The following is a 21,449-nucleotide window of genomic DNA, read 5'->3' as shown; positions in this document are numbered from 1 at the left end:
TTTTAAGCCGAATTTTGACGCAGTATCATCAAGCGCCGTAGTTTTTCAACGACCTGTTAAGACATCCTCCAGTAAAGGTGAGGCAATGCAACATCCCGTGGAAAAATTTCCCGATTCAGCTACCCTGGCGGGCGAACTGGCCGGCCGCATCGGCCATCTTCTCGTCAACGCCATGACAGCGCGTGGCCTTGCCAGCCTTGTGGTTTCCGGTGGTTCCACCCCTGTACCTCTGTTCGAGCGGTTGGCGCGCCTGGATATCCCCTGGAAACAGGTGATTATAACCCTGGTGGACGAGCGCTGGGTGGAACCAGCCAGTATGGACTCAAACGAACACCTGGTCCGGACCCATCTCCTCCGTGACCGGGCCGCCAGGGCCACCTTCGTCGGCCTGAAGAACGAGGCCCTGTACGCCCGTGATGGAGAGGCCGGGTGCGAAAAACACCTGGTCCGGGTTCCCCGGCCCTTTGATGTCCTCGTACTGGGAATGGGCAGCGACGGTCATACGGCCTCGCTCTTTCCCGGAGCCGATACCCTGGCCGCAGCGACAGATATGAAATCAGGGAGATGCTGCATGGCTGTGACCCCGATCTCGGCGGCCCACGAGCGCATGACCCTGACCCTGCCGGCCATTCTTGATACGCACCAGATCTTTCTCCATCTCACCGGACCTGAAAAATACCGGACCCTGGAGAAAGCCATGGCCGACGGACCGGCCGGTGAAATGCCCATCCGCTACATTCTGAAACAAAACCATACTCCAGTAACCATCTGCTGGGCACCATAATCCGGAAAGAAACATGCATCCGACCGTTCTACAGGTAACCAACCGTATCATCGAACGCAGCAGGACAAGCCGGGAGGCCTATCTCAAAAGGATAGAGGCGGCTCGGGGGCAGGGAGTATTTCGGGCCAGACTGCCCTGCAGCAATCTTGCGCATGACCTGGCCGGATGCAGGGGCAGCTGGTGCGCCAAGCTGCTTGAAGACAAAGTGCCGGCCATCGGCATCATTACCTCTTATAATGACCTGGTCTCTGCACATCAGCCCTATGGCCGCTATCCAGAATTCATCAAAGAAGCCGTGGCTGAATCCGGAGGGGTGGCCCAGGTTGCCGGAGGGGTGCCAGCCATGTGCGACGGTGTCACTCAGGGAGAACCCGGCATGGACCTGAGTCTGATGAGCCGGGACGTAATCGCACTGTCCACGGTGATCGGGTTGTCTCATAATGTTTTTGACGGCGTCCTGCTGCTCGGAGTCTGCGACAAGATTGTGCCCGGCCTGCTCATGGGTGCACTCCAGTTTGGCCACCTTCCTGTGGTCCTGGTCCCGGCCGGCCCCATGCCTTCCGGCCTGCCCAACCGGGAAAAGGCACGGATCCGCGAACTTTATGCCCAAGGCAGGATCAGCCGCAAGGAGATGCTTGCGGCCGAGCTTCAGGCCTATCACAGCCCCGGGACCTGCACCTTTTATGGAACAGCCAACTCCAACCAGTTGATGGCCGAAATGCTTGGCCTGCACCTGCCCGGATCCTCCTTTGTCTGCGCTGGCACGCCCCTGCGCGAACAACTCACCAAGGCCGCAGCCGGAAGGGTAACCGAAATTACCCACCTGGGTGAGGAGTATATACCCCTGGGCCGGGTAATCAGTGAACAATCCGTGGTCAACGCCATGGTAGGGTTGCTGGCCAGCGGCGGTTCCACCAACGAAACCATGCATCTTGTGGCCATAGCCAGGGCCGCCGGGATCCGCATAAACTGGGACGACTTCAGTGATCTCTCGGAGGTAGTGCCTCTTCTGGTTCGAATCTATCCCAATGGTCCCGGTGACATCAACTCCTTCCAGCAGGCCGGAGGCATGGCTCTGCTGGTCCGTGAGCTGCTGGCAAACGGCCTGATCCATAACAATGTTCAGACGGTGGCCGGTTTCGGATTCTCCAGGTATACTAAACGTCCGGTTTTTCGCGACGACCGCCTGATATGGGAGGAGGGACCGGAAGAATCCTCTGATCCCGAGATCATGGCAACAGTCGACAAGCCCTTTGCCAGGCAGGGTGGAATCAAAGTGCTCTCCGGCAACCTGGGCCGGGCAATCATGAAAATATCCTCCCTTGCCCGTGGCGAAGATACCCTGATCGAGGCCCCTGCCATGGTTTTTGACAGCCAGCAGGAACTGGAAGAGGCCTTCCACGCCGGCAGGCTGGACCGGGACCTGGTGGCGGTGGTCCGCTTCCAGGGCCCCCAGGCCAACGGGATGCCGGAGCTGCACAAACTTATCACCTTTCTCTCCATCATCATGGATCGCGGCTTCACTGTCGGTCTCGTCACCGACGGCCGGCTTTCGGGAGCATCGGGGAAGGTACCTTTTGCCATCCACTGCACCCCCGAGGCCTTTTGCGGCGGGATACTGGCCAAGGTCCGTGACGGAGACCCCATCCGCATGGATGCCCGCCACAGTCGACTCGAGCTGCTGGTGGACGACCGGGAGCTCAAGGCACGGGAATTCGCCACCCCGAACCTGGAGGCGCACCGGTATGGCTGTGGCCGCCAGATATTTGCGCCCCTGCGCCGCGACCTGCTCGGTGCCGAAGAGGGTGGAACCTCACTGTTCACTTATGTCCATGAAAGTTGTCACGTGGTCTTCCCCAAGGACAACTGACCATCATCCCACACACACAAACGAGGCATAGACAGGATGCAAAACTGGAACATATCACCCCGGACAATTCTTGAAGAAGGTCCGCTGATCCCCGTACTGGTTATCCATGACCTCGAACCGGCCGTGCACCTGGCCCAAGCCATCGTCAGGGGAGGTATCCGGGTCCTGGAAATCACCCTTCGAAGTGACGTGGCGCTGGAAGCCATCCAATGCATCGGCCAAGAGGTTCCAGAGGCTCTGGTCGGAGCCGGGACCGTGACCTCGCCAGCCGATCTGGAGGCAGTAGCCAGGGCCGGAGGAAAATTTGCCATCAGTCCCGGGTTGACTCCGTCCCTGCTCAGGGCTGCGAACCAGGGCGACATACCGCTCATCCCCGGTATTGCCACAGCCTCGGAATTGATGCAGGGCCTGGAGATGAGCTACGACACCTTCAAGTTTTTTCCTGCCGAAAAAAGCGGCGGCATCTCCATGCTCCGCGCCCTGGCCGGCCCCTTTCCCGGTGTCCGGTTCTGCCCCACCGGCGGTATAACAGGGGAGAACTATCTCGACTATCTTGCCCTGGAAACAGTGACCTGTGTCGGCGGATCCTGGATCGTGCCCGGCCAGCTCCTGGCAGACCGGGACTGGGAGGGCATCACCCTGCTGATCCGCCAGACCCTGGCAGCGGCCAGCACTACCTGACCCCCACCTCTCCCTGATACTGAGCTACTGCCTGATTCATGCCCCCGCTCATTGTTCTCATCGCCGGACTTGGCCTGTTCGCTTTCATTGCCTGCTTCATCTACGCCCTTACCAGGGCCTCAGCAAACCATGAACAGCAGCGGACAGTGCTTCTGGAAACATTTAGCAACCACCATGGGTTCATTTTTGACCCCAGGGTCGATAAGAGCCATGACCTGCGTGCAAAGATCCGCTCCTTCGGCGCTATCGGGATGGCCAGAAACCCAGTGGTCCAGGCCGCTCTGCGCACCGATCCGTCCGGTCGTTTCTATCTCTTTGACCAAATGAAGATATCCAGTACCTCGCGCGGTGGATTCTACACCATCTGCCTGGCCGAGCAGAACCGCCCTTTCACAGTCTCACACCTTATGATAACCGAGGTTGAAAACCGGCTGGCAGCAAAAATTTCCCGCGCAGTCGCCGGCAGCGGAGGGCTTGCCCCGATGCTGACCGGGGAGAGCTCCTTTGACAACCGCTTTGTTGTCTTTGCCGCGGACCCCGACCAGACGGTCAACGCGCTCTGCCCGGAAGTGCGTCGGTTGCTGCGTGCACAGACTGCTGTAATCAGGGCCCGGATTGTGGTCCAGGTGCAGGGCAACCAGCTGGTGGTTCACAACAGTGGCCAGGGACAGCGAACCGTCGATTCCGTGGAGGAACTGGCAGCCCTCTTCCACCTGACCCGGCAGCTTGCCAGGCAATGGGCCTCCCGGCCAGGATCGCCACCAGGGCAGCAATCTTCCTGAAGTACCACCACCCGAGGGATGCTGTCCGGGACATTTTGTCCCGCCACTGTCCCAAACTGTCCCGCATCGCCAACGATGAAGTTCAAGAACCTGTCTAACCCATCCCTTTTCTGCTTCTCTCCCATCCTTCGGATCCCCTGACGGACCCTGCTCCCCGGCTTATCTTTGACATTTTCCAGTCCCTTTTATGTTCTGCCCGTTACAATGGCATATCTCTTGCCATATCCCCTGTGGAACTTATGCCATTGACCGGCAACCCTCCTACTCCTCCTTATCCCCGGCCGGAGTCTCCATCTCGTGGCCGGGGATGATTCATGTCAGGGGGTTGGAGCCGGAAAGACAGCACCCATGAAGGAACCCAGATATCCATGAAAAAAAGTTCAAGGAAAACAATACTGGCCCTGACCTTGATCCTCGCAGGGGTCGGCTTCCTTATCATGAAATCCATATCCGACACCGGGATGTACTACCAGACCGTGGCCGAAGTGCTCACCGACGATTCCCAACCCCGGCAGCGGGGAGTGCGGATCAGCGGTAACGTGGTCGATGGCACTATCTCCTATGATCAGCAAAACCTGCTGCTTACATTTGCGGTCAAAGACATGGTGGATGACAGCAAAACCATGCTTGTCCGATACAACGGGGTGAAACCCGATGCCTTCAAGGAAGATGTGGAGGTGATCCTCGAGGGCCGCTACGAGAAAAATGCCAATACGTTTCACGCCGAAACCCTGCTGGCCAAATGCCCGTCAAAATACGAAAGTGAACTGGAAGAGGAAAGAGAATGAACATGGTAACTTTTGGTGCCCTGTCACAAACCGCTGCCTTTGCCGTCTGCCTGCTGGCAATGGTACTGCTGTTAACCGGCATGATGCGCAATGATCTGCGATTTATCGAGTCCGGACGGAGGGCGCTGATCGGGATAGCGGTCTTCACCAGCATGGCAGCCTTTGCCCTGGCCTGGTTGTTTATGAACGATAACTTCCAGGTGGAATACGTGGCCTCCTATTCGGACCGGGCTCTACCTCTCTTCTACAAGGCAACCGCCTTTTGGGCCGGGCAGAAGGGATCTCTTCTCTTCTGGGCCTGGGTTCTTAGTCTTTATATCGCTCTGGTGGCCTGGAATACACGGAAAGAGACTATGGTGAAAAACACCCCCTATATCTATCTCATCCTGGCAGGGACAGTGAGTTTCTTTCTTCTTCTCCTTACCACCATCTCGTCTCCCTTTGCTCTCCTCTCCTTTACCCCGCAGGACGGCCAGGGGCTAAACCCCATGCTCCAGAATCCGGGAATGATCTTCCATCCGCCCACCCTTTTTCTCGGCTACATCGGTTTCACCATCCCTTTTGCCTACGCCATCGCCGCCCTGATCTCTGGCCGGCTCGACCCGGACTGGCTGAAAAAGACCAGGCGGTGGAACATCCTTTCCTGGATTTTTCTCACCATCGGGATCATCCTCGGTGGCCAGTGGGCCTACGTTGAACTTGGATGGGGAGGTTTCTGGGCCTGGGATCCGGTGGAGAACGCCTCGTTTATCCCCTGGCTGATCTCTACGGCTTTCATCCACACGGCCATTATCCAGGAACGACGCAATATCATGAAGGTATGGAACATGTCACTGATTGTCCTGACCTTCCTGACCTGTATTTTCGGCACCTACCTGGTCCGCAGCGGCATCCTTCAGTCTGTCCATGATTTCGGCGCCACCGGCCTGGGTGGATACTTTCTGGTCTTCATGGTGGTTGTCGCACTGGGCAGTATTTCCCTGATCGCTGAGAGCTATTCCGACCTGCGTTCCAAACACTCGCTGGAGTCGCTACTGTCCAGGGAGTCCACCTTTCTCTTCAACAATGTCATCCTGCTGGCCATTGCGTTCTCCACCCTGTTTGGCACCGTGTTTCCCCTGATCTCTGAAGTGGTAACCGGAAATAAACTGACAGTGGGTGAGCCTTTTTTCAATCAGGTCAACACCCCGCTCTTCCTCCTTTTGCTTCTGATCACCGGACTTTGTCCGCTGATCAGCTGGCGTAAAGCCTCTCCGGACAATCTGAAGAAAAACTTCATGCTGCCATTCGCCATGGCCCTGGCAGGAGGCATTACGCTGGCATCCCTGGGCATCCGGGAATTCTACCCTTTGACCGCCTTTACCCTGGCTATCTTTGTCTCGGCCACCATTTTGCTGGAATTCATCGGCGGGGCCAGGGCCAGGAAAAAACTGACCGGCGAAGGGCTGCTCATCGCCTTTCCAAGCGTTATCTGGAAGCTGCGGAGGCGTTACGGAGGTTACATCGTGCACTTCGGTGTCGTGCTGATGGTTGTCGGCATCACCGGATCCACCGCCTTTAAACAGGAAAAAGAGACGACCCTGGAAAAAGGGCAGTCGATGAACATTGGACATTACCAGCTCACCTACAACGATTTCACCACCTTTCAGGAACGAAACCGGACCGTCTATGCGGCTACTATTGGAGTGATGAAAAACGGCAATCCTGTTGGCGACCTCATGACCGAACGAAGGTATTACATCAACGCCGACCAACCGACCACCGAGGTCAGCCTCCGGGTGACCCCGCTCGAGGACCTGTACTTGACCATGCCGATGATTGGCAAAAACCATGAAATTACCATCAGGGCCGCGGTCAACCCGCTTCTTTTCTGGGGATGGATCGGCAGCGGGCTGATGGTTCTGGGAGCTGTCATGGCCATCATTCCTCCCCTGGCAAGGAGGCAGAACAAATGAAAACCGTGATCCCGTTTATGCTGCTCATCGCCCTGCTTGGCCCGGTATCCGCTGCCCATGCCCTGACCAGGAGCGAAGTGGAAAAGAACCTGATCTGTTACGCCTGCCCGGGCGAACCCCTCAACATTGATCGATGCAGCGGCGGCGACCAGATGCGGGCCGAGATAGACCGACGACTGGCCCTCGGCCAGGACAAGGAAACCATTCTCAACTTCTTTGTTGATAAGTTTGGCGAAGATATCCTCACTGTTCCGTCCCGGAAAGGATTCAATCTGGTGGCCTGGGCAGCCCCCTTTGTCGCTCTCATCATTGGCCTTGCCGTGGCCACTCTTTTTATTTTGAGATGGGCGGCGGCAGGACACAGAGACAAAAAAACAGGAATGGAAAAGACTAAGGACGAGACCCTGTACCGTGACATGGAAAAGAGGGTTGAAGACGAACTGAAAAAACTGGAGGACGACACATGAGCATGGCCTTTTTCATCCTTACCACCATGCTGATCACCTTTTATGGCCTTACTCCTTTGCTGCGCGCAAAGGAATCATGGCCGGAGACAACAGGCCACGGAGATGCCCGCAGGGCACTGGAAACCGAGAAGCAGTCATACCTTAGGGCCATAAAGGATATTGAGTTTGAACACGCATCGAACAAAATCAATGACCAGGACTACCAGGAACTGCGCCGGCATTACGGTGCAGGTGCTGCCCGGAGCATCCAGAGGCTCGAAAACCTGGAAAATGAAGCTGCCGAGCTCCCGATTGTTCCGAAAAAGAAGGACGAAAAGCAAAAACAGCTCTCAGACGACCAGTGGAAGAAACTGGTTCTCGAGATCACGGTACTCAGGGAAAAAATCGATATCCTGGAAAACGACTGGGACATCGGTGAAATCAATGATGACGAGTACACGTCCCGCCATGCGGCATATAACGAAATCCTTGAATCCCTTCTGGAACAGCTTGCAGACAGGGCACGCAAACATGGATGAGTTTCTCACGGTCCGTGAACTCTGCAAGGACTACGAAGGGCTGAGGGCACTGAACAGGGTGAACTTCACCCTCCGGCGGGGTAACTTTCTGAGTCTCTTTGGTCCCAATGGGGCTGGAAAATCAACCCTGCTGCGTATCCTCGCCACCCTGGCTGTCCCCACTTCGGGAGAAGTGGAGGTGTCCGGCTTCGATCTCGGAGCAGACCAGGACGCCTTCCGCAGGCAGCTCGGTGTCATTTCGCACCAGTCACTGCTCTATAACCACATGAGTGCCCTGGAGAACCTGATCTTCTACGCCAGGCTCTACCAGGTGGACAAACCGGAACAACGGGCCTGCGAACTGCTTGAGATGATGGGTCTCTATCCCCGGCGACATTCGCCGGTGGAAAAGTTTTCCCAAGGTATGCGTCAACGGCTCAGCATTGCCAGAGCCCTGGTCAACGACCCTTCCCTCCTGCTCCTGGACGAACCTTTCACCGGCCTTGACCCCCATGCGGCAAACCTGCTGATGGAACAGCTGACCGTATTGAAAAGCAGGCAGAGAACAATAATCATGGTGACCCACAGCCTTGAACAGGGCCTGGAAGCCGCAACCACTGTTGGTATCCTGGCCGGCGGCCGGCTGGTCTACTTTCAGGATCGCGAGACCATGGACCTGCGAGGTTTTGCCAAGCTTTACCAGGAACGGGTCCAGGGAGGCACCTCCCCATGAATGGACTGTGGCTGATCGTCACCAAGGATCTGCGGACAGAACTCAGGCGGCCGGAATCACTGGTCTCCATGTTTTTTTTCGGATTTCTGCTCCTGGTGGTACTCAACCTGGCCACTTCTCCTGGTTCAGAGGTCGCCCCGGAAACCAGGGCCGGAGTTCTCTGGGTGTCCATTACCTTCGCCTTTGTCCTTGGTCTGGCCAGAACCATGAGCCGGGAAAAAGAGAATCAATGCCTGGACGGACTCCTGCTCAGTCCCCTGGCCGCGGAATACCTGTTCGGAGCCAAGATGGTTGTGAACCTCGTCCTCCTGCTTCTGGCCGAGTTTTCCATAATTCCTCTTTTTTTCATTCTATACGGCGACATCCCCCTCCACTCGCTGCCGATGTTCACCGTCGTCGTTACGCTGGCCAATATCGGATTCACAGCTACCGGAACACTGTTCTCCGTCATCACAGCGGGAACCGCCAGAAACGAAGCTCTTTTACCCCTGCTCTTCTATCCTGTGATCATCCCGCTCGTCAGCATTACAGTAAAGACCACCGGTATGATCTTTGTCGGTGCGGCTGTGTCCGAGTACCAGTCCTGGCTCTATGTCATGGCCGCCTACGGGCTCATCTTTACCGGCCTTGGTGTATTGCTGTTTGGCCAGATAATAACGGAGTAACCATGAATATCTGTTTTTTGCCGCAGGAGGAGAGTCGCCATGCACACATCTCTCAGGGATAGGATCTACATCATCCTGACAGCCGTGGTCTTCGCCACTGCCATCTACATGGTCTTCATCCATGCTCCGACAGAACGGATCATGGGGTCGATCCAGAAAATATTCTATTTTCACCTCGCTTGCGCCCTGGCAGGGTTTCTCTCCTTTCTGTGCGCCTTTGTCAGCGGTATCTTCTACCTGGTCCGCAGGGACATGAAATGGGATATTCTGGGGGCGGCCAGCGTGGAGATCGGCCTGGTCTTCACCACCCTGGTCCTGGTAACCGGCATGCTCTGGGGGCGGCCGGTCTGGAATACCTGGTGGACATGGGATCCGCGGCTAACCACATCGCTCATTCTCTGGTTTATTTACGCTTCCTGCCTCATTCTGAGATTCTCAGTGGACAGGCAAGATAAACGAGCAACATTCTTTGCTGTGATGACCATTATCGGATTTGTCGATGTCCCCATCGTCTTTATGTCGGCCAGACTGTGGCGCTCGATCCATCCGGTGGTTATCCGGGCTGATTCCATAGACATGGCCCCGGCCATGATCCATGCCCTGCTGGTAACCCTGACTGCCTTTATCATGCTGTGGATTCTGCTTCTCTACCAGCGCAGCCGGACATTGTCCATGCACAACAGAATACAACTTCTCGAAAAACAACTATATGGAGAGAAAACATGAACAACGAAGCGTTTCTTATCGCCACCTATGTGATCATCTGGGGCGGCCTGTTCGGATACCTGCTGTATGTCAACAGCCAGCAAGACAAACTGGCCAGGAAAGTGGCCTCCCTGGAAGAAATGGTCCGGCGCCGGGAGGTGGGTGATGAGTGATCTTCGCACTACAAAGGAGCAGGTGGTCCAGTTCTTTTTCTGGATTCTGATTGGGATAATGATACTGTTCGCCATTCTCAACACCACTCTCAGACAATCTTCAAAGCCAAACAGCCAAAACACCCCTCAAGTGTCCGGAGGGCAGGATCTGGCCTCTAAGATAGAGGTCTATGAAAGTATACTGGCCAACAATCCGGACTCGATCAAGGCCCTCATCGGCCTTGGCGACCTCTATTTCGACAGCCGCCGGTACCAGGAAGCCATCGAAATATTTGAACGGGCCGCGCAGATCGATCCGGCCAACGCCCATGTGGCTAACGACCTGGGCCTTCTCTACCTGAACACCAAAATATTGGACAAGGCCCTGGTCAACTTTCAAAGGGCTCTGAAAATCGATCCGACTCACCTGGACAGCTTGTTCTATATCGGCCTGATCCATGAATTCGCCGGCCGGCCGGAACAGGCCCTGGAGGTCTTCAACCGGATCCTCGCTGCCAGTCCCTCGCCTGAGTTGAACAGGAGAGTAGAGCAAAAAATAGCGGCCCTGGAAGGTCAGGCTCCATAACAGGCGTTGAAAACAGACCGCTCCAGCCAGGAAAACGCAAACAGGGCCATCCTCCTTACGGGATGGCCCTGTTTTGTTTTTTTGTTTTTTTGTTTTTTTGTTTTTACAGACAACGAAAGGATCGCCCAGGTTGTTCAGGAATCCTTCTTGAACAAATTCTCGTACACTTTCTGCAGTTCGCCGGAGCGAATGGCCTGCTTGAGTTCAGTGGTGGATTTGTTCAACCAGGTATGCATTCCGTCCCGGGTCAGCAAATCGTCGATCCGTTTGTTGACCTCAGGATCACCAAGTTTCTGCACCGAAGGGATGAACTTGAAGTAAAAGTTGTGGGCCACATCATAGATACCGTGCCACCAGGTATAGTCCGGACCCATCATGGCTGCGCCCATTCTGGCCCGTCTTCCCTCGTGGTGCCACAGCTCCCAGTATTCCCAGTCGATATCGTTACCAAAGGCCAGGTCTTTGCGCTCCAGTAACCCCTTTTTCTTGACCAGGTTGTAAATCTCGGTGGCAGGGATGGCAAACTTCTCATTGTAAAGCCTGACCAGGGCATCATACTGGTAGTAATGACCGTCGACAAAGTTACCCTGGTGACAGCTCGTACAGACTTCCTTCATCGCGTCCCGTTTTTTCTGCCAGTTGTCCTTGTATCTGGAAATGGGCGGCCGCAGAGTCCAGGAGATCCGGTCGCCCACGTCGTGGGTGATGGCCTGCCCCTCGGTGGCCGACATGTGACAGGTGGCACAGGTGGGAGCCTCGTAGTAATCCTTGCCCACCACCCAGGAATCGCTTTCCAGGTTCATCTTGCCGACATTGGCGTAATAGGCGATTCCATGCTTGGACTCCTCGTAGATCTCCTTTTGCGGATGATCCGGTCCCAGGTGGCACTTGCCACAGGTCTCGGGCTGCCGGGCCTGGGCCACGGAAAAGGAATGCCTGGAGTGACAGGCATTACATGACCCCTTGGAGCCATCCGGATTGATCCGGCCGATTCCCGAGTTGGGCCATGTGTCCGGGGACAATTTATTGTTTGCCCCAGGGTCGATCTTGACCTTGCCACCATGGCATGACTCGCAACCGACAATGGCTGCCGGCTTACCACCGGCCACGTGCGCCAGAAAGGCATCCTTGGATTCCAGGATTTCGCCGGCATGGGCATGATAGGAGTTCATGGCCTGTTCAGCCTCCCTGGGATGACAGGACGAGCAATCCCTGGGGGTTACCAGGGTGGCGATCAGGGCCCCTTCATGTTCAAAGGCATCCACATCCCCTTCCTGAGCCCGGTGACAATCATAGCAACTGACCCCGTTTCTGCCATGGGCCGAGTTCTGCCACTGTTCATACAATCCCCTGTTCTCTTCCTCATGACAGGTGACACAACTCTCCCTGTCAGCCTCGGCCAGAGCTGCTCCAGCCAGACCGGTTACCAGCAGGGCCATGACCCCAAACGCGTATAACTTTTTCACACATACCTCCTTTACTGCATGATTGCGGTGCGTTGGAACCCGATTTCCACCAGTGCACCTTTTACTGTTCAATTTCGTCTGAACACTCCCTGAAGGATGACAAACCTTTCCATTCTCAAGTCTCCAGCAATAGATGGCAATAACCGTGCCCATGAACAACCCATCACCGCAGGCAACGCCATCCTCCTGACAGTCCTTTGTTTTTACGAAACAAGCCGATTCATCAAACCTGCACCACCCGCTCGGGATACCACAACGTGTAACATTTATGTAAAAAAAGACAATACTGTTTCACAGGGATGAAGCATGAACGCGTACACCAAGACCAGGCCACCCGGGCATGAAATGGCCTGGCCAGAATACGGCAGGAAGCTGGCTGGTTGACATGCCGGTTGACACCGGACCCCAAGCTCTCTATTATGCAGACGCAACCAGGACCGCTTGCCGGAGCTATCCTCTGCCAGGAACCGCCAATCCACCTTGAAACGTCACAACCAAGAAATTTGTCTGCCAAAGAACAATGAGCAAATACGGTATAACCCGCGACGAAGCCCTGGGCCTTTTGCGGGACCACCTGCAAAATCCCAATCTCTACAAACACTGCCTGGCCAGCGAGACCGTACTCCGGGCTCTGGCCCGGGAACTGGGAGAAGACGAGGAAAAATGGGGCCTGGCCGGACTACTCCATGACCTGGACGCAGAAATCCATCCCGACCTGTCCACCCACACGTCCGAAACAGTACGGATTCTGAGTGAACGTGGCGTGGACCCGGAGATCATCGAAGCCATCCGTCTGCATAACGAAGAGGCCCATAACGACAAACGGACAGCCAGGTTTCACCACGCCCTGGCTGCCGGAGAAACCATAACCGGCCTGGTCATTGCCACGGCGCTTGTCTATCCGGACAAGAAACTTGCCTCTGTCAAGCCCAAATCGGTCCGTAAACGTTTCAAGGAAAAAGCGTTTGCCAGGGGAGCCAACCGGGAAATCATCCGGGAGTGCGAACAGCTCGGACTCGAGGTGCCCCGTTTTTGTGATCTGGCCCTGGCCGCCATGCAGGAAGTTGCCGATGACCTGGGCCTGTAACCGGAAAAAACATGAATCGTATCCAGAAAGTCACAAAACAGTTACAGGATCCGGAGCAGGCAAGCCTGGTTCGGGCCGCCTGCCGCGCGGCCCTGACCGGCGGTTCCATACTTCGGGAGCTGTACGGCAAGCCCCACACTATCGAGATGAAAGGAACCATCAACCTGGTGACCGAGGCCGATATCGCCTCAGAAACCGCCATCCTTGCCTCCCTGGAGGAAGACACGCCCGGTATTGCCGTACTGGCCGAGGAATCGGCCGCCGATACGCCGGAGGACGAGCAGGGCCGGCAGTGGATCGTCGACCCCCTGGACGGGACAACGAACTTTGCCCATGGTTTCCCTTTTTTCGGGACCTCCATCGCCCTGCTCGACCGTGGCAGTCCTCTGGTCGGAGTAGTCTACTGCCCCATGCAGGACGAGCTCTTCTGCGCCGTGAAAGGTGCCGGAGCCTGGCTCAACGGCCAGCCCATTGCGGTGACCGACACCAGGTTTCTCCTCGAGGCCCTGGTGGCCACCGGTTTTCCCTACGACATCCATGCCGCCCTGGACCAGATTCTGGCCCAGCTCCGGGCCATCCTGCCCAGAGTCCGGGATATCCGCCGGGCCGGCGCAGCGGCCCTGGACCTGGCCTATGTGGCCTGCGGCCGCCTGGACGGCTTCTGGGAAATGGATCTCAAGCCCTGGGATACGGCGGCAGGCTGGCTGCTTGTGACCGAGGCAGGCGGCAGAGTGAGTGATTTTGCCGGCAACGACTACTCGCCCTTTCTGCCCAGTATTCTGGCCAGCAACGGCGTGCTGCACGAACAGCTGGGCAAGTTGATTGCGTGAAAAAAGAGAACAGATGCCGGCCGGAAGGTACTGCTGCCGTCGGGCAGGAAACCGATTTTTTCTACGCCCCGACAAAGCCGCGGATTACTGTTGTGGCAATCCATCTCCTGATGATCCTGTGTGCCACCCTGGTATCCACCTCTTTTACCGTGGGCGACGCCATCGCCAACAGCATGGATCCAGCGGTCCTGACCCTGCTGCGATTTTTCCTGGCCGCGCTGCTCTTTGCGCCCTGGATACAGATAAAATTCGGCCTGGCTCTGCCCCGACCAGCCGATTTAGGCCGCTACGCCATTATCAGCGGCGCCCTGGTGGGTTTTTTCTGGCTCATGTTCCAGGCCCTGCGTTCCACCTCCGCCCTGAACACCTCGGTTATATTTACCCTGGTTCCCGGCATTTCCGGCCTGTACAGCGCAGTTATTCTGCGGGAACGGCTCGGCCGTAACCGGCTGCTGGCCCTGGCCCTGGCCACTGTCGGCGCCATATGGGTCATCTTCCGGGGGGACCTCACGCTCTTCCTGAGCCTGAAAATGAACCAGGGCGACCTGCTGTTTTTCATCGGCTGTCTGTTCATGGCCCTGTATACCCCGCTGGTCAAACTCCTGCACCGGGGCGAGTCCATGGCGCTCATGACCTTCTGGATCCTGGTCACCGGCTGCGGGTGGCTGCTGGTACTGGGAGGCAACCGGCTGTTTCAGGTGGAGTGGAGTCAGATCAACCTGTCGGTCTGGGTCGGTATTGTCTATCTGGCCGTGTTCTGCACCATCATCACCTTTTTCCTCTCACAGTACGCGGTGCTTTTTATCGGCCCGACCCGGGTCATGGCCTACAGCTATCTCTATCCGCCGCTGGTGATCGGGCTGGAATACATGTCCGGACACCCTCTTCCTTCACTGCGCACCCTTGCCGGAATCCTGCTGATCATCCCGGCCATGGTGGTGGTCCAGCGCCAGGATAGAGTACGGGAATCCGGGAATCAGCCGGCAAGCGATTAACGAACGGATGGCAATTCTTCCAGCATCTGCTCGATGATATCCAGCCCCCGGCGCCAGAAATCCGGGTCATCGAGGTCTATCCCGAAAGGCTGCAGCAGCTCGTAGGGGCTGCGGCTGCCTCCAGCAGACAGAAGCTCAAGATACCTGTCGACAAACCCTTCCCCCTGTTCCTGGTACAGACCGTACAGGGCCAGCACCAGCAATTCACCGAAGGCATAGGAGTAGACATAACCCGGTGTGCCGAGAAAATGGGGAATATAGGACCACCAGATCCCATACTCTTCACGCAGCCGGATACTGTCACCGAACATGGGTTTCTGGGTGGCAAGCCAGTAGGCGGACAGCTGGTCGGACGAGAGCTCCCCCTGCTCGCGGCGCCCTCTGTGCATGGCATCCTCGAACCGGTTCATTGCCACCTGGCGGAACACAGTGGCAAAAATGGATTCGAGCTTCTGGCAGATAAAGGCCCGCTTTGCCTGCCGGCTTTCCAGCAGCTCGAGCTGGGCCCGAAAAACCAGCAGCTCGGCAAACACCGACGCGGTTTCGGCAAGGACCAGCGGCGTATCACTGTTATAATATCCCTGAGCGGCAGCCAGGTACTGGTGGACCCCGTGGCCCAGCTCGTGGGCCACAGTGGAGACATCTCGCAGCGTACCCAGATAGTTGACCATGACATACGGGTGGACATCCGGGACACAGGGGTGAGCAAAGGCGCCGCCCCGCTTGCCAGGCAGAACCGGTGCATGAATCCATTTCTCCTGGAAAAACCGGTCGGCAATTGCAGCCATTTCAGCCGAAAAGGCGGCAAATGAGTCTACAACAATGCGTCGACACTCATCCCAGGGGATCACCCTTTCATCCAGACCTGGCACCGGGGCGTAACGATCATAATCATAGAGTCGTTCCAATCCCAGTATCTCCCTTTTCATCTCATAGTAACGGTGGACAATGCCATAACGGCCGGTCACTGCCTCGACCAGCGTGTCTACGGTTTCATCGCGCAATTCATTTTCAAGATTCATGGAACTGATCCAGGTGGGATAACTCCGCAGACGGTCATGGATCATCTTGTCCGCCAGCAGGGTGTTGAAGATATGAGTCAGGATGTGGAGGTGGCGTTGCAGCCCTTCGGTCATCTCGGCCGCTGCCTGGCGCCGAATTTCCCTGTCCGGCTGGTAAAGGTCACTCAAAACCTCTTCCTCGGTCCGGCAACGATCACCAAAAGTCATCTGGCCAAGCAGTTTTTCAAAGAGAACGTTCCAGGAACTGCGCCCCACCGGGGCAAGCTCCTGGAGAAGCTCCTCCCGGGCCTGGTCCAGCTGATGGGGGGCAAACCTGCGAAGCGTAGCCAGGTAGTGACGATATTTGCCCAGCAGATCCGAGCCAAGCAGAGTCTCGGCCTGCTCCCTGTCAAGCCGGTTCCACTCCAGGCGAAAAAAAATGGTCTGACGCCCAACCGCGGCTGTCAGCTCCTCTACCCGTTGCAGCAGGGCCGAGGCCCGGTGATCGCCGGTGCGGGTGGTGAAAGAAAGAAAACTGTAGGTGGCCAGCCGGCCGAGGAGCTCGTCAAGCTGTTCGAGCCGGGTGATCAGCTCCAGCAGTCCACCGTCATCGAGCCCTGCAACCCCGCCGCCATACTTCCGGGCCAGAGTGTCCGCTTCCCGGCGACACAGCTCCATGTCCTCCTCCAGGACCGGATCGTCCATCCCGGAATAAAGGTCCTCCAGAGACCAGAGCACCTTGTCTGTTCCTGCATCGTTTCTTTGTTTTTCCTGTCTGTTTCCTGCTGTCATCAATTCTTCCTCACCAGTATTTCCAGATTTTTCCATTTCATGACCAAAAAAATTTTACCCGGGCAAAACCCCTTCTAACCAAAATCAGGGCCAATATCCCGCCACGAGCACATAACTCTTACTTGATCTTTTAATCATATACACTGATAATTCAAAATAAGACTCCAACCTCTTCCCTGCTTACGCCTCTGATCCGACCATGTTGAATCTGAAGCAAAAATACGCGGTTGTCGGTGGCTGTCTCGTCCCGCTGTTTGGGCGCCTTGCCCTGGCCGGAACCGGTCATGAAGGAGACCTGTACCGTTACCTGGTCCCCATGGTCGTCGGGTCGGTGGCCGGTTATCTTCTGGGAACAATGAAAGAGCGCTGGCAGGCCAAGGTGGACGAACTGTGTCATACCAACAGTGTCCTGCTGGAAAATGAAGAAAAATATCGCGAAATCTTCAACGCCCCGGGTGACGCCATCATCATATACGATCACCGTACCGGTCGGATACTGGAAGTCAACCAGGCCATGCTCGACATGTATGGCTACAGTCGGGCCGAAATCAAATCCCTCAAGGCCACAGACATCAGCCAGGGGGAACCGCCCTGGGATAAATCCACGGCCAAAAAATGGGTTGCCCGCACCCTGAAACACGGGCCGCAGAACTTCGAATGGCTTTCCCGCCGCAAAAATGGTGAATTCTTCTGGAGCGATATCAGCCTCAAACTTGCCCGTTACGGCGGCCAGGCCCATATGATCGCCGTGATCCGTGACATCGACCAGCGCAAACAGGCTGAACTGGCCCTGGCCCGGGAAAAGGAACAATTGCTGGTCACCCTGCGCTCCATCGGCGAAGGGGTTATCACTGTCGACTGTCAGGAGCGGGTCATACTGCAGAATATCGCCTCCGAAGAGCTCACAGGGTGGAGCATGGAGAAAGCCCAGGGCCAGAAATTAGAAAAAATCTTTCATCTTCAGGATGAAAAAAGTGGCGCCCCCCGTCCAAACCCGGTGACAGAAGTCCTGCAAACAGGCAGAACAATCAAGCTCGACAGATCAACGGTCCTGGTCGCAAGGGACGGAACCCGCCGCCTGATATCGACTTCCTGTGCTCCAATACAGGAAAAAAGCGGTGACATAACCGGAGCAGTAATGGTGTTCCGGGATGTCACAAAACAGCTCAAGATGGAGCAGGACCTGCTCAACGCCCGGAAACTGGAATCCGTTGGAGTTCTGGCTGGCGGCATTGCCCACGACTTCAACAACTTCCTGGGCGCCATCCTGGGCAACATAAGCCTGGTCCTGCAGGGCCTGGACCAGGACATGAAGCAAGATCAGATTCGGACCCGGCTGGAAAATGCTCAGAAAGCCACTGTAAGGGCAAGGGGACTGACCCGACAACTCCTTGTCTTTTCCCAGGGTGGGGCGCCGGTCAAGGAGGTTTCCAGCGTGGAAGGCCTGATCATCGAATCAGCTGACTTTGTCCTCCACGGCTCAAAAACAGACTGCGTTTTTCACCTGGATCCGGATCTCTGGCCTGTCAACATCGACCGGGATCAGTTCAGCCAGGTGATCCAGAACCTCGTCCTCAATGCCCGCCAGGCCATGACATCAGAAGGAACGATCACCATCTCCGCGGGCAATGTACCGGATGGAGAAGAGCTCAATGTTCCAGGCCACGGATCCGGGCCCTGGATCCGAATTCAGGTGACGGATACCGGCCAGGGCATTGATCCGGAAAACATCAACCGCATCTTTGATCCCTATTTCACAACCCGCTGTCATGGTACCGGCCTTGGGCTGGCAGTGGTCCATTCCATAATCCAGAGACACGGGGGCCACATTTCAGTCAGCTCAGAGATGGACAAGGGAACGACATTTACAATTCTCCTGCCTGCCCGCCCCGAGGCGGTCCCGGTCGAGGAAACGGCTCCCCTGCGGGCCAGCACGGGCAGTGGCACTGTTTTAGTCATGGACGACGAGGAGATGATCCTGGATATCTGCAAACTGATGCTGAACAGGCTTGGCTATACAGCAATACTGACCCGCGACGGCCTGGACGCGGTGAAACTGTACAGGAATGCATTGGAATCCGGCCGGAAAATCGATGCGGTTATCATGGACCTCACCATACCCGGAGGTATGGGCGGCCGGGAGGCGGCGGAAAAGATACTGGCTCTGGACCCTGACGCCAGGTTGATAGTTGCCTCGGGGTATTCCCACGATGCGGTCATGTCGCGACACCGGGAACACGGCTTCAGAGCCGCTCTCTGCAAACCTTTTGACCTGGATGAACTGGGACTGGCGGTCCAGGCGGCCCTTGAAAAAGAAAATACGTGAACTGCCCCCACTGCCCGGCGCCCGTTCAGGATCGACACACAGCGGTTGCTTATCCCACCATGTCTCGGATAAAGGGACCTACTGCGGCAGGTCCCTTCTCGTCCACCAGTCGGATAGTGGCAGTACCGATGACCGCCATGTCCGCTCTTCCCTCCAGAATGGTCACGTCTGCGCGCCGGCCGATCCCAAAGCCCACAGCCAGAGGCAGGTTCGTTGCCGCCCGGCACCGCTCCAGGTAGCGGACCAGCCCTGCATCCATCTCGGTATGGGCTCCGGTCACCCCGCGCCGGGCCACGCAGTAGACGAAGCCCTCTCCCCGGGCAGCGACCTCGCGCATACGATCATCGGTGGAGGTGGGGGTAAAAAACATGATCGGCGCCAGCCGGTGTTCACGGCACATCTCCAGATACTCCCCGCCTTCTTCCGGCGGAAGGTCCGGAATAATGCAGCCCCGGATCCCCATATCGGCCGCCTCCTTCAGGAATGCGGGGGTGGAGTAGCGAAAGACAATATTATAATAGGTCATAAAGAGAAAATTCACCCCGGGATGGGTCGCGACCATCTCCCTGGCAAAGGCCAGGCAGTCGGCAACTCGTATACCGCCGGCCAGGGCATCTTGATTGGCCTTGAGAATCACAGGTCCATCGGCCATTGGCTCGGAAAAAGGAATCTGCAACTCGATGCAGTCGACACCGTTTTCCACCATCTGGGCGATAACCTGCCGGTTCACTTCAAGCGAGGGGTACCCCAGAACCAGATGGGTCATCAGCAGTATTTTTTTCTTCTCCAGCCGTTTTTCTATATCTTCCTGTAAGGTCATGGTCATCTATGAAATAGTTTGATTAAGAAAATCAAGGATACACTCCCCTTCCCGTGTCCCGGACTCCGGACGTCACCAGCGCAAACACCCTGAGTCTTCTTTCGTCACATGGTTGGTAACCATGCGATTTCACGTACCCGGAACTTGCACGTGGTACGTGGTCAGCTTACCCCGAGTCAGCCGGCAGGCCGAACCCGGAGGCCATCATTTTCTGTCTATTTTATATTTCTCGGCCCGGCCGATGATAAACTCCTTCCAGGACGGATCGTCAAAGGCATGGGCAATGGTGAAAATATCCTTGTCTCCCCGGCCGGACATGTTGATAATGATAGCCTGATCCCGTCCCATGGCGGGCGCCTCCCTGATGGCCTGCACAAAGGCGTGAGCTGACTCAAGGGCCGGGATTATTCCCTCGGTCCGCATGGTCAGGCTCAGTGCTTCCATGACCTCCTCGTCGGTGGCGGCCTCGAAACGAACCCGTCCCTTTTCGCCAAGATCCGCCAGGATGGGAGAGATCCCCACATAGTCAAGGCCGGCGGCGATGGAATGGGTATCGAGCATCTGCCCGTCACTGTCCTGGAGAAACATGGTCTTGTAGCCCTGGGCCACCCCGGCAGCGGCCCGGTCACCTTTCATCCGGGCGGCATGCATGTCCGTGTCCACGCCCTTGCCCCCGGCCTCGACCCCGACCAGTTCCACCCCGTCCTCGTCCAGAAATCCCTGGAAGATGCCCATGGCATTGGACCCACCCCCTACACAGGCATAAACCCGATCCGGCATTCGGCCGTGCTGGGCGAGAATCTGTTTTTTCGCTTCCTGGCCGATGATGGACTGGAACCAGGCGACCATTTCCGGAAAGGGATGGGGGCCACAGACCGTACCGAGTACATAGTGGGTGTCATCCATCCGGGTGACCCAGTCACGGAAGGCCTCGTTGATGGCGTCCTTGAGGGTCCGGGCCCCGTCTGTCACCGGGATCACTGCGGCGCCCAGTTTTTCCATCCAGAACACGTTGGGCCGCTGGCGGGCCACATCTTCCTCGCCCATGTAAATGGTGCATTCAAAACCGAACCTGGCCGCCATGGTGGCCGTGGCCACACCGTGCTGGCCGGCCCCGGTCTCGGCTATAACCCGCTTCTTACCCATACGCCGGACCAGCAAACCCTGGCCCATGACATTATTTGCCTTATGGGCCCCGGTGTGATTGAGATCTTCGCGCTTGATATAGATCCGGGCTCCACCGAGATAATCGCTGAGATTTTCGGCAAAGGTCAGCGGCGTGGGTCGGCATGAGTAATTACCCATCAGGGCCACATACTCCTCCCAGAAATCCCTATCGGCGCGGGCTGCCTCGTAGGCCCGGTTGAGTTCTTCAAACGTCTGATGCAGAACCTCGGGGATAAACGCACCTCCCCACTGGCCAAAATATCCTTTTTTCATAGAAATCATTCCAAAAGATGAAGTTAA

At 56.6% G+C, this 21,449-nt stretch carries 21 protein-coding genes; 17 read left to right on the top strand and 4 right to left on the bottom strand.

The window, feature by feature from the left end; genetic code table 11:
* Positions 1-85 precede the first annotated feature (85 nt).
* The 13 genes from pgl to ACXJJY_RS03150 all read left to right on the top strand — a co-directional run bounded on the left by pgl (position 86) and on the right by ACXJJY_RS03150 (position 10,665).
* Positions 86-784, top strand: coding sequence for a 6-phosphogluconolactonase (gene pgl / locus ACXJJY_RS03210; RefSeq protein ID WP_456385270.1), 699 nt, complete (start codon positions 86-88; stop codon positions 782-784).
* Positions 785-797: 13 nt separating this feature from the next.
* Positions 798-2,654 carry a phosphogluconate dehydratase gene (gene edd / locus ACXJJY_RS03205; protein WP_456385269.1) on the top strand — a complete coding sequence of 619 codons (1,857 nt, stop codon included), beginning with the start codon at positions 798-800 and terminating at the stop codon, positions 2,652-2,654.
* A 36-nt stretch (positions 2,655-2,690) separates the two neighbouring features.
* Positions 2,691-3,335, top strand: a complete 645-nt coding sequence (locus ACXJJY_RS03200; protein WP_456385268.1) for a bifunctional 4-hydroxy-2-oxoglutarate aldolase/2-dehydro-3-deoxy-phosphogluconate aldolase — start codon at positions 2,691-2,693, stop codon at positions 3,333-3,335.
* Between the two features lie 38 nt (positions 3,336-3,373).
* Positions 3,374-4,117 carry a hypothetical protein gene (locus tag ACXJJY_RS03195; protein WP_456385267.1) on the top strand — a complete coding sequence of 248 codons (744 nt, stop codon included), beginning with the start codon at positions 3,374-3,376 and terminating at the stop codon, positions 4,115-4,117.
* 368 nt (positions 4,118-4,485) lie between these two features.
* Positions 4,486-4,905 (top strand): cytochrome c maturation protein CcmE, encoded by a 420-nt coding sequence (locus tag ACXJJY_RS03190; RefSeq protein ID WP_456385266.1) that lies wholly within the window; start codon positions 4,486-4,488, stop codon positions 4,903-4,905.
* Entirely contained in the window at positions 4,902-6,860 is a 1,959-nt protein-coding gene (locus tag ACXJJY_RS03185) for a heme lyase CcmF/NrfE family subunit (RefSeq protein ID WP_456385265.1), read from the top strand. Before ACXJJY_RS03190 ends, ACXJJY_RS03185 begins: the two co-directional genes overlap by 4 nt.
* The gene (locus tag ACXJJY_RS03180; protein WP_456385264.1) at positions 6,857-7,327 is read left to right on the top strand and encodes a cytochrome c-type biogenesis protein; all 471 of its coding nucleotides are present in this window, start codon (positions 6,857-6,859) and stop codon (positions 7,325-7,327) included. The genes ACXJJY_RS03185 and ACXJJY_RS03180 overlap by 4 nt, the downstream gene beginning before the upstream one ends.
* Positions 7,324-7,845, top strand: a complete 522-nt coding sequence (locus tag ACXJJY_RS03175) for a hypothetical protein (RefSeq protein ID WP_456385263.1) — start codon at positions 7,324-7,326, stop codon at positions 7,843-7,845. Before ACXJJY_RS03180 ends, ACXJJY_RS03175 begins: the two co-directional genes overlap by 4 nt.
* The gene (gene ccmA, locus ACXJJY_RS03170; protein ID WP_456385262.1) at positions 7,838-8,557 is read left to right on the top strand and encodes a heme ABC exporter ATP-binding protein CcmA; all 720 of its coding nucleotides are present in this window, start codon (positions 7,838-7,840) and stop codon (positions 8,555-8,557) included. The genes ACXJJY_RS03175 and ccmA overlap by 8 nt, the downstream gene beginning before the upstream one ends.
* Complete coding sequence (locus tag ACXJJY_RS03165; protein WP_456385261.1) at positions 8,554-9,222, top strand: heme exporter protein CcmB; 669 nt, start codon at positions 8,554-8,556, stop codon at positions 9,220-9,222. Before ccmA ends, ACXJJY_RS03165 begins: the two co-directional genes overlap by 4 nt.
* A gap of 39 nt (positions 9,223-9,261) precedes the next feature.
* On the top strand, positions 9,262-9,948 hold the full coding sequence (locus ACXJJY_RS03160; protein WP_456385260.1) for a cytochrome c biogenesis protein: 687 nt from the start codon (positions 9,262-9,264) through the stop codon (positions 9,946-9,948).
* Positions 9,945-10,100, top strand: coding sequence for a CcmD family protein (locus tag ACXJJY_RS03155; protein WP_456385259.1), 156 nt, complete (start codon positions 9,945-9,947; stop codon positions 10,098-10,100). Before ACXJJY_RS03160 ends, ACXJJY_RS03155 begins: the two co-directional genes overlap by 4 nt.
* Positions 10,093-10,665, top strand: a complete 573-nt coding sequence (locus ACXJJY_RS03150) for a tetratricopeptide repeat protein (RefSeq protein ID WP_456385258.1) — start codon at positions 10,093-10,095, stop codon at positions 10,663-10,665. Before ACXJJY_RS03155 ends, ACXJJY_RS03150 begins: the two co-directional genes overlap by 8 nt.
* Before the next feature lie 134 nt (positions 10,666-10,799).
* Here the strand turns inward: ACXJJY_RS03150 and ACXJJY_RS03145 are convergent, their stop codons facing one another.
* Complete coding sequence (locus tag ACXJJY_RS03145; RefSeq protein WP_456385257.1) at positions 10,800-12,131, bottom strand: ammonia-forming cytochrome c nitrite reductase subunit c552; 1,332 nt, start codon at positions 12,129-12,131, stop codon at positions 10,800-10,802.
* A 520-nt stretch (positions 12,132-12,651) separates the two neighbouring features.
* On the opposite strand from ACXJJY_RS03145, the gene ACXJJY_RS03140 reads away from it, so the two are divergent.
* From ACXJJY_RS03140 to ACXJJY_RS03130, 3 genes are all read left to right on the top strand, one after another.
* The gene (locus ACXJJY_RS03140) at positions 12,652-13,218 is read left to right on the top strand and encodes an HDIG domain-containing metalloprotein (RefSeq protein WP_456385256.1); all 567 of its coding nucleotides are present in this window, start codon (positions 12,652-12,654) and stop codon (positions 13,216-13,218) included.
* Between the two features lie 11 nt (positions 13,219-13,229).
* Positions 13,230-14,048 carry an inositol monophosphatase family protein gene (locus ACXJJY_RS03135; protein ID WP_456385255.1) on the top strand — a complete coding sequence of 273 codons (819 nt, stop codon included), beginning with the start codon at positions 13,230-13,232 and terminating at the stop codon, positions 14,046-14,048.
* A 92-nt stretch (positions 14,049-14,140) separates the two neighbouring features.
* The gene (locus tag ACXJJY_RS03130; protein ID WP_456385254.1) at positions 14,141-15,043 is read left to right on the top strand and encodes a DMT family transporter; all 903 of its coding nucleotides are present in this window, start codon (positions 14,141-14,143) and stop codon (positions 15,041-15,043) included.
* On the opposite strand, the gene ACXJJY_RS03125 is transcribed toward ACXJJY_RS03130, so the two are convergent.
* Positions 15,040-16,836: a M3 family oligoendopeptidase gene (locus ACXJJY_RS03125; RefSeq protein WP_456385253.1), complete on the bottom strand. Its 1,797-nt coding sequence runs from the start codon at positions 16,834-16,836 to the stop codon at positions 15,040-15,042. The genes ACXJJY_RS03130 and ACXJJY_RS03125 overlap by 4 nt on opposite strands.
* A gap of 199 nt (positions 16,837-17,035) precedes the next feature.
* Between ACXJJY_RS03125 and ACXJJY_RS03120 the strand changes: the two genes are divergently transcribed.
* On the top strand, positions 17,036-19,162 hold the full coding sequence (locus tag ACXJJY_RS03120; protein ID WP_456385252.1) for a hybrid sensor histidine kinase/response regulator: 2,127 nt from the start codon (positions 17,036-17,038) through the stop codon (positions 19,160-19,162).
* Between the two features lie 49 nt (positions 19,163-19,211).
* Here the strand turns inward: ACXJJY_RS03120 and trpA are convergent, their stop codons facing one another.
* Complete coding sequence (gene trpA / locus ACXJJY_RS03115; protein WP_456385251.1) at positions 19,212-19,982, bottom strand: tryptophan synthase subunit alpha; 771 nt, start codon at positions 19,980-19,982, stop codon at positions 19,212-19,214.
* Between the two features lie 204 nt (positions 19,983-20,186).
* Positions 20,187-21,422: a tryptophan synthase subunit beta gene (trpB, locus tag ACXJJY_RS03110; RefSeq protein WP_456385250.1), complete on the bottom strand. Its 1,236-nt coding sequence runs from the start codon at positions 21,420-21,422 to the stop codon at positions 20,187-20,189.
* Positions 21,423-21,449 lie beyond the last annotated feature (27 nt).

The sequence above is a fragment of the Desulfolithobacter sp. genome (genome assembly GCF_054025815.1).
This window is presented reverse-complemented; position numbering and strand designations above follow the sequence as displayed.

Coding starts and splice junctions, on each gene's coding strand:
- ACXJJY_RS03195 (WP_456385267.1), top strand. CDS start 3,374: ATGCCCCCGCTCATTGTTCTCATCGCCGGACTTGGCCTGTTCGCTTTC.
- ACXJJY_RS03175 (WP_456385263.1), top strand. CDS start 7,324: ATGAGCATGGCCTTTTTCATCCTTACCACCATGCTGATCACCTTTTAT.
- ACXJJY_RS03185 (WP_456385265.1), top strand. CDS start 4,902: ATGAACATGGTAACTTTTGGTGCCCTGTCACAAACCGCTGCCTTTGCC.
- trpB (WP_456385250.1), bottom strand. CDS start 21,422: ATGAAAAAAGGATATTTTGGCCAGTGGGGAGGTGCGTTTATCCCCGAG.
- ACXJJY_RS03135 (WP_456385255.1), top strand. CDS start 13,230: ATGAATCGTATCCAGAAAGTCACAAAACAGTTACAGGATCCGGAGCAG.
- ACXJJY_RS03165 (WP_456385261.1), top strand. CDS start 8,554: ATGAATGGACTGTGGCTGATCGTCACCAAGGATCTGCGGACAGAACTC.
- ACXJJY_RS03190 (WP_456385266.1), top strand. CDS start 4,486: ATGAAAAAAAGTTCAAGGAAAACAATACTGGCCCTGACCTTGATCCTC.
- trpA (WP_456385251.1), bottom strand. CDS start 19,982: ATGACCTTACAGGAAGATATAGAAAAACGGCTGGAGAAGAAAAAAATA.
- ACXJJY_RS03155 (WP_456385259.1), top strand. CDS start 9,945: ATGAACAACGAAGCGTTTCTTATCGCCACCTATGTGATCATCTGGGGC.
- ACXJJY_RS03150 (WP_456385258.1), top strand. CDS start 10,093: ATGAGTGATCTTCGCACTACAAAGGAGCAGGTGGTCCAGTTCTTTTTC.
- ccmA (WP_456385262.1), top strand. CDS start 7,838: ATGGATGAGTTTCTCACGGTCCGTGAACTCTGCAAGGACTACGAAGGG.
- ACXJJY_RS03140 (WP_456385256.1), top strand. CDS start 12,652: ATGAGCAAATACGGTATAACCCGCGACGAAGCCCTGGGCCTTTTGCGG.
- ACXJJY_RS03200 (WP_456385268.1), top strand. CDS start 2,691: ATGCAAAACTGGAACATATCACCCCGGACAATTCTTGAAGAAGGTCCG.
- edd (WP_456385269.1), top strand. CDS start 798: ATGCATCCGACCGTTCTACAGGTAACCAACCGTATCATCGAACGCAGC.
- ACXJJY_RS03125 (WP_456385253.1), bottom strand. CDS start 16,836: ATGACAGCAGGAAACAGACAGGAAAAACAAAGAAACGATGCAGGAACA.
- ACXJJY_RS03120 (WP_456385252.1), top strand. CDS start 17,036: ATGTTGAATCTGAAGCAAAAATACGCGGTTGTCGGTGGCTGTCTCGTC.
- ACXJJY_RS03180 (WP_456385264.1), top strand. CDS start 6,857: ATGAAAACCGTGATCCCGTTTATGCTGCTCATCGCCCTGCTTGGCCCG.
- ACXJJY_RS03160 (WP_456385260.1), top strand. CDS start 9,262: ATGCACACATCTCTCAGGGATAGGATCTACATCATCCTGACAGCCGTG.
- pgl (WP_456385270.1), top strand. CDS start 86: ATGCAACATCCCGTGGAAAAATTTCCCGATTCAGCTACCCTGGCGGGC.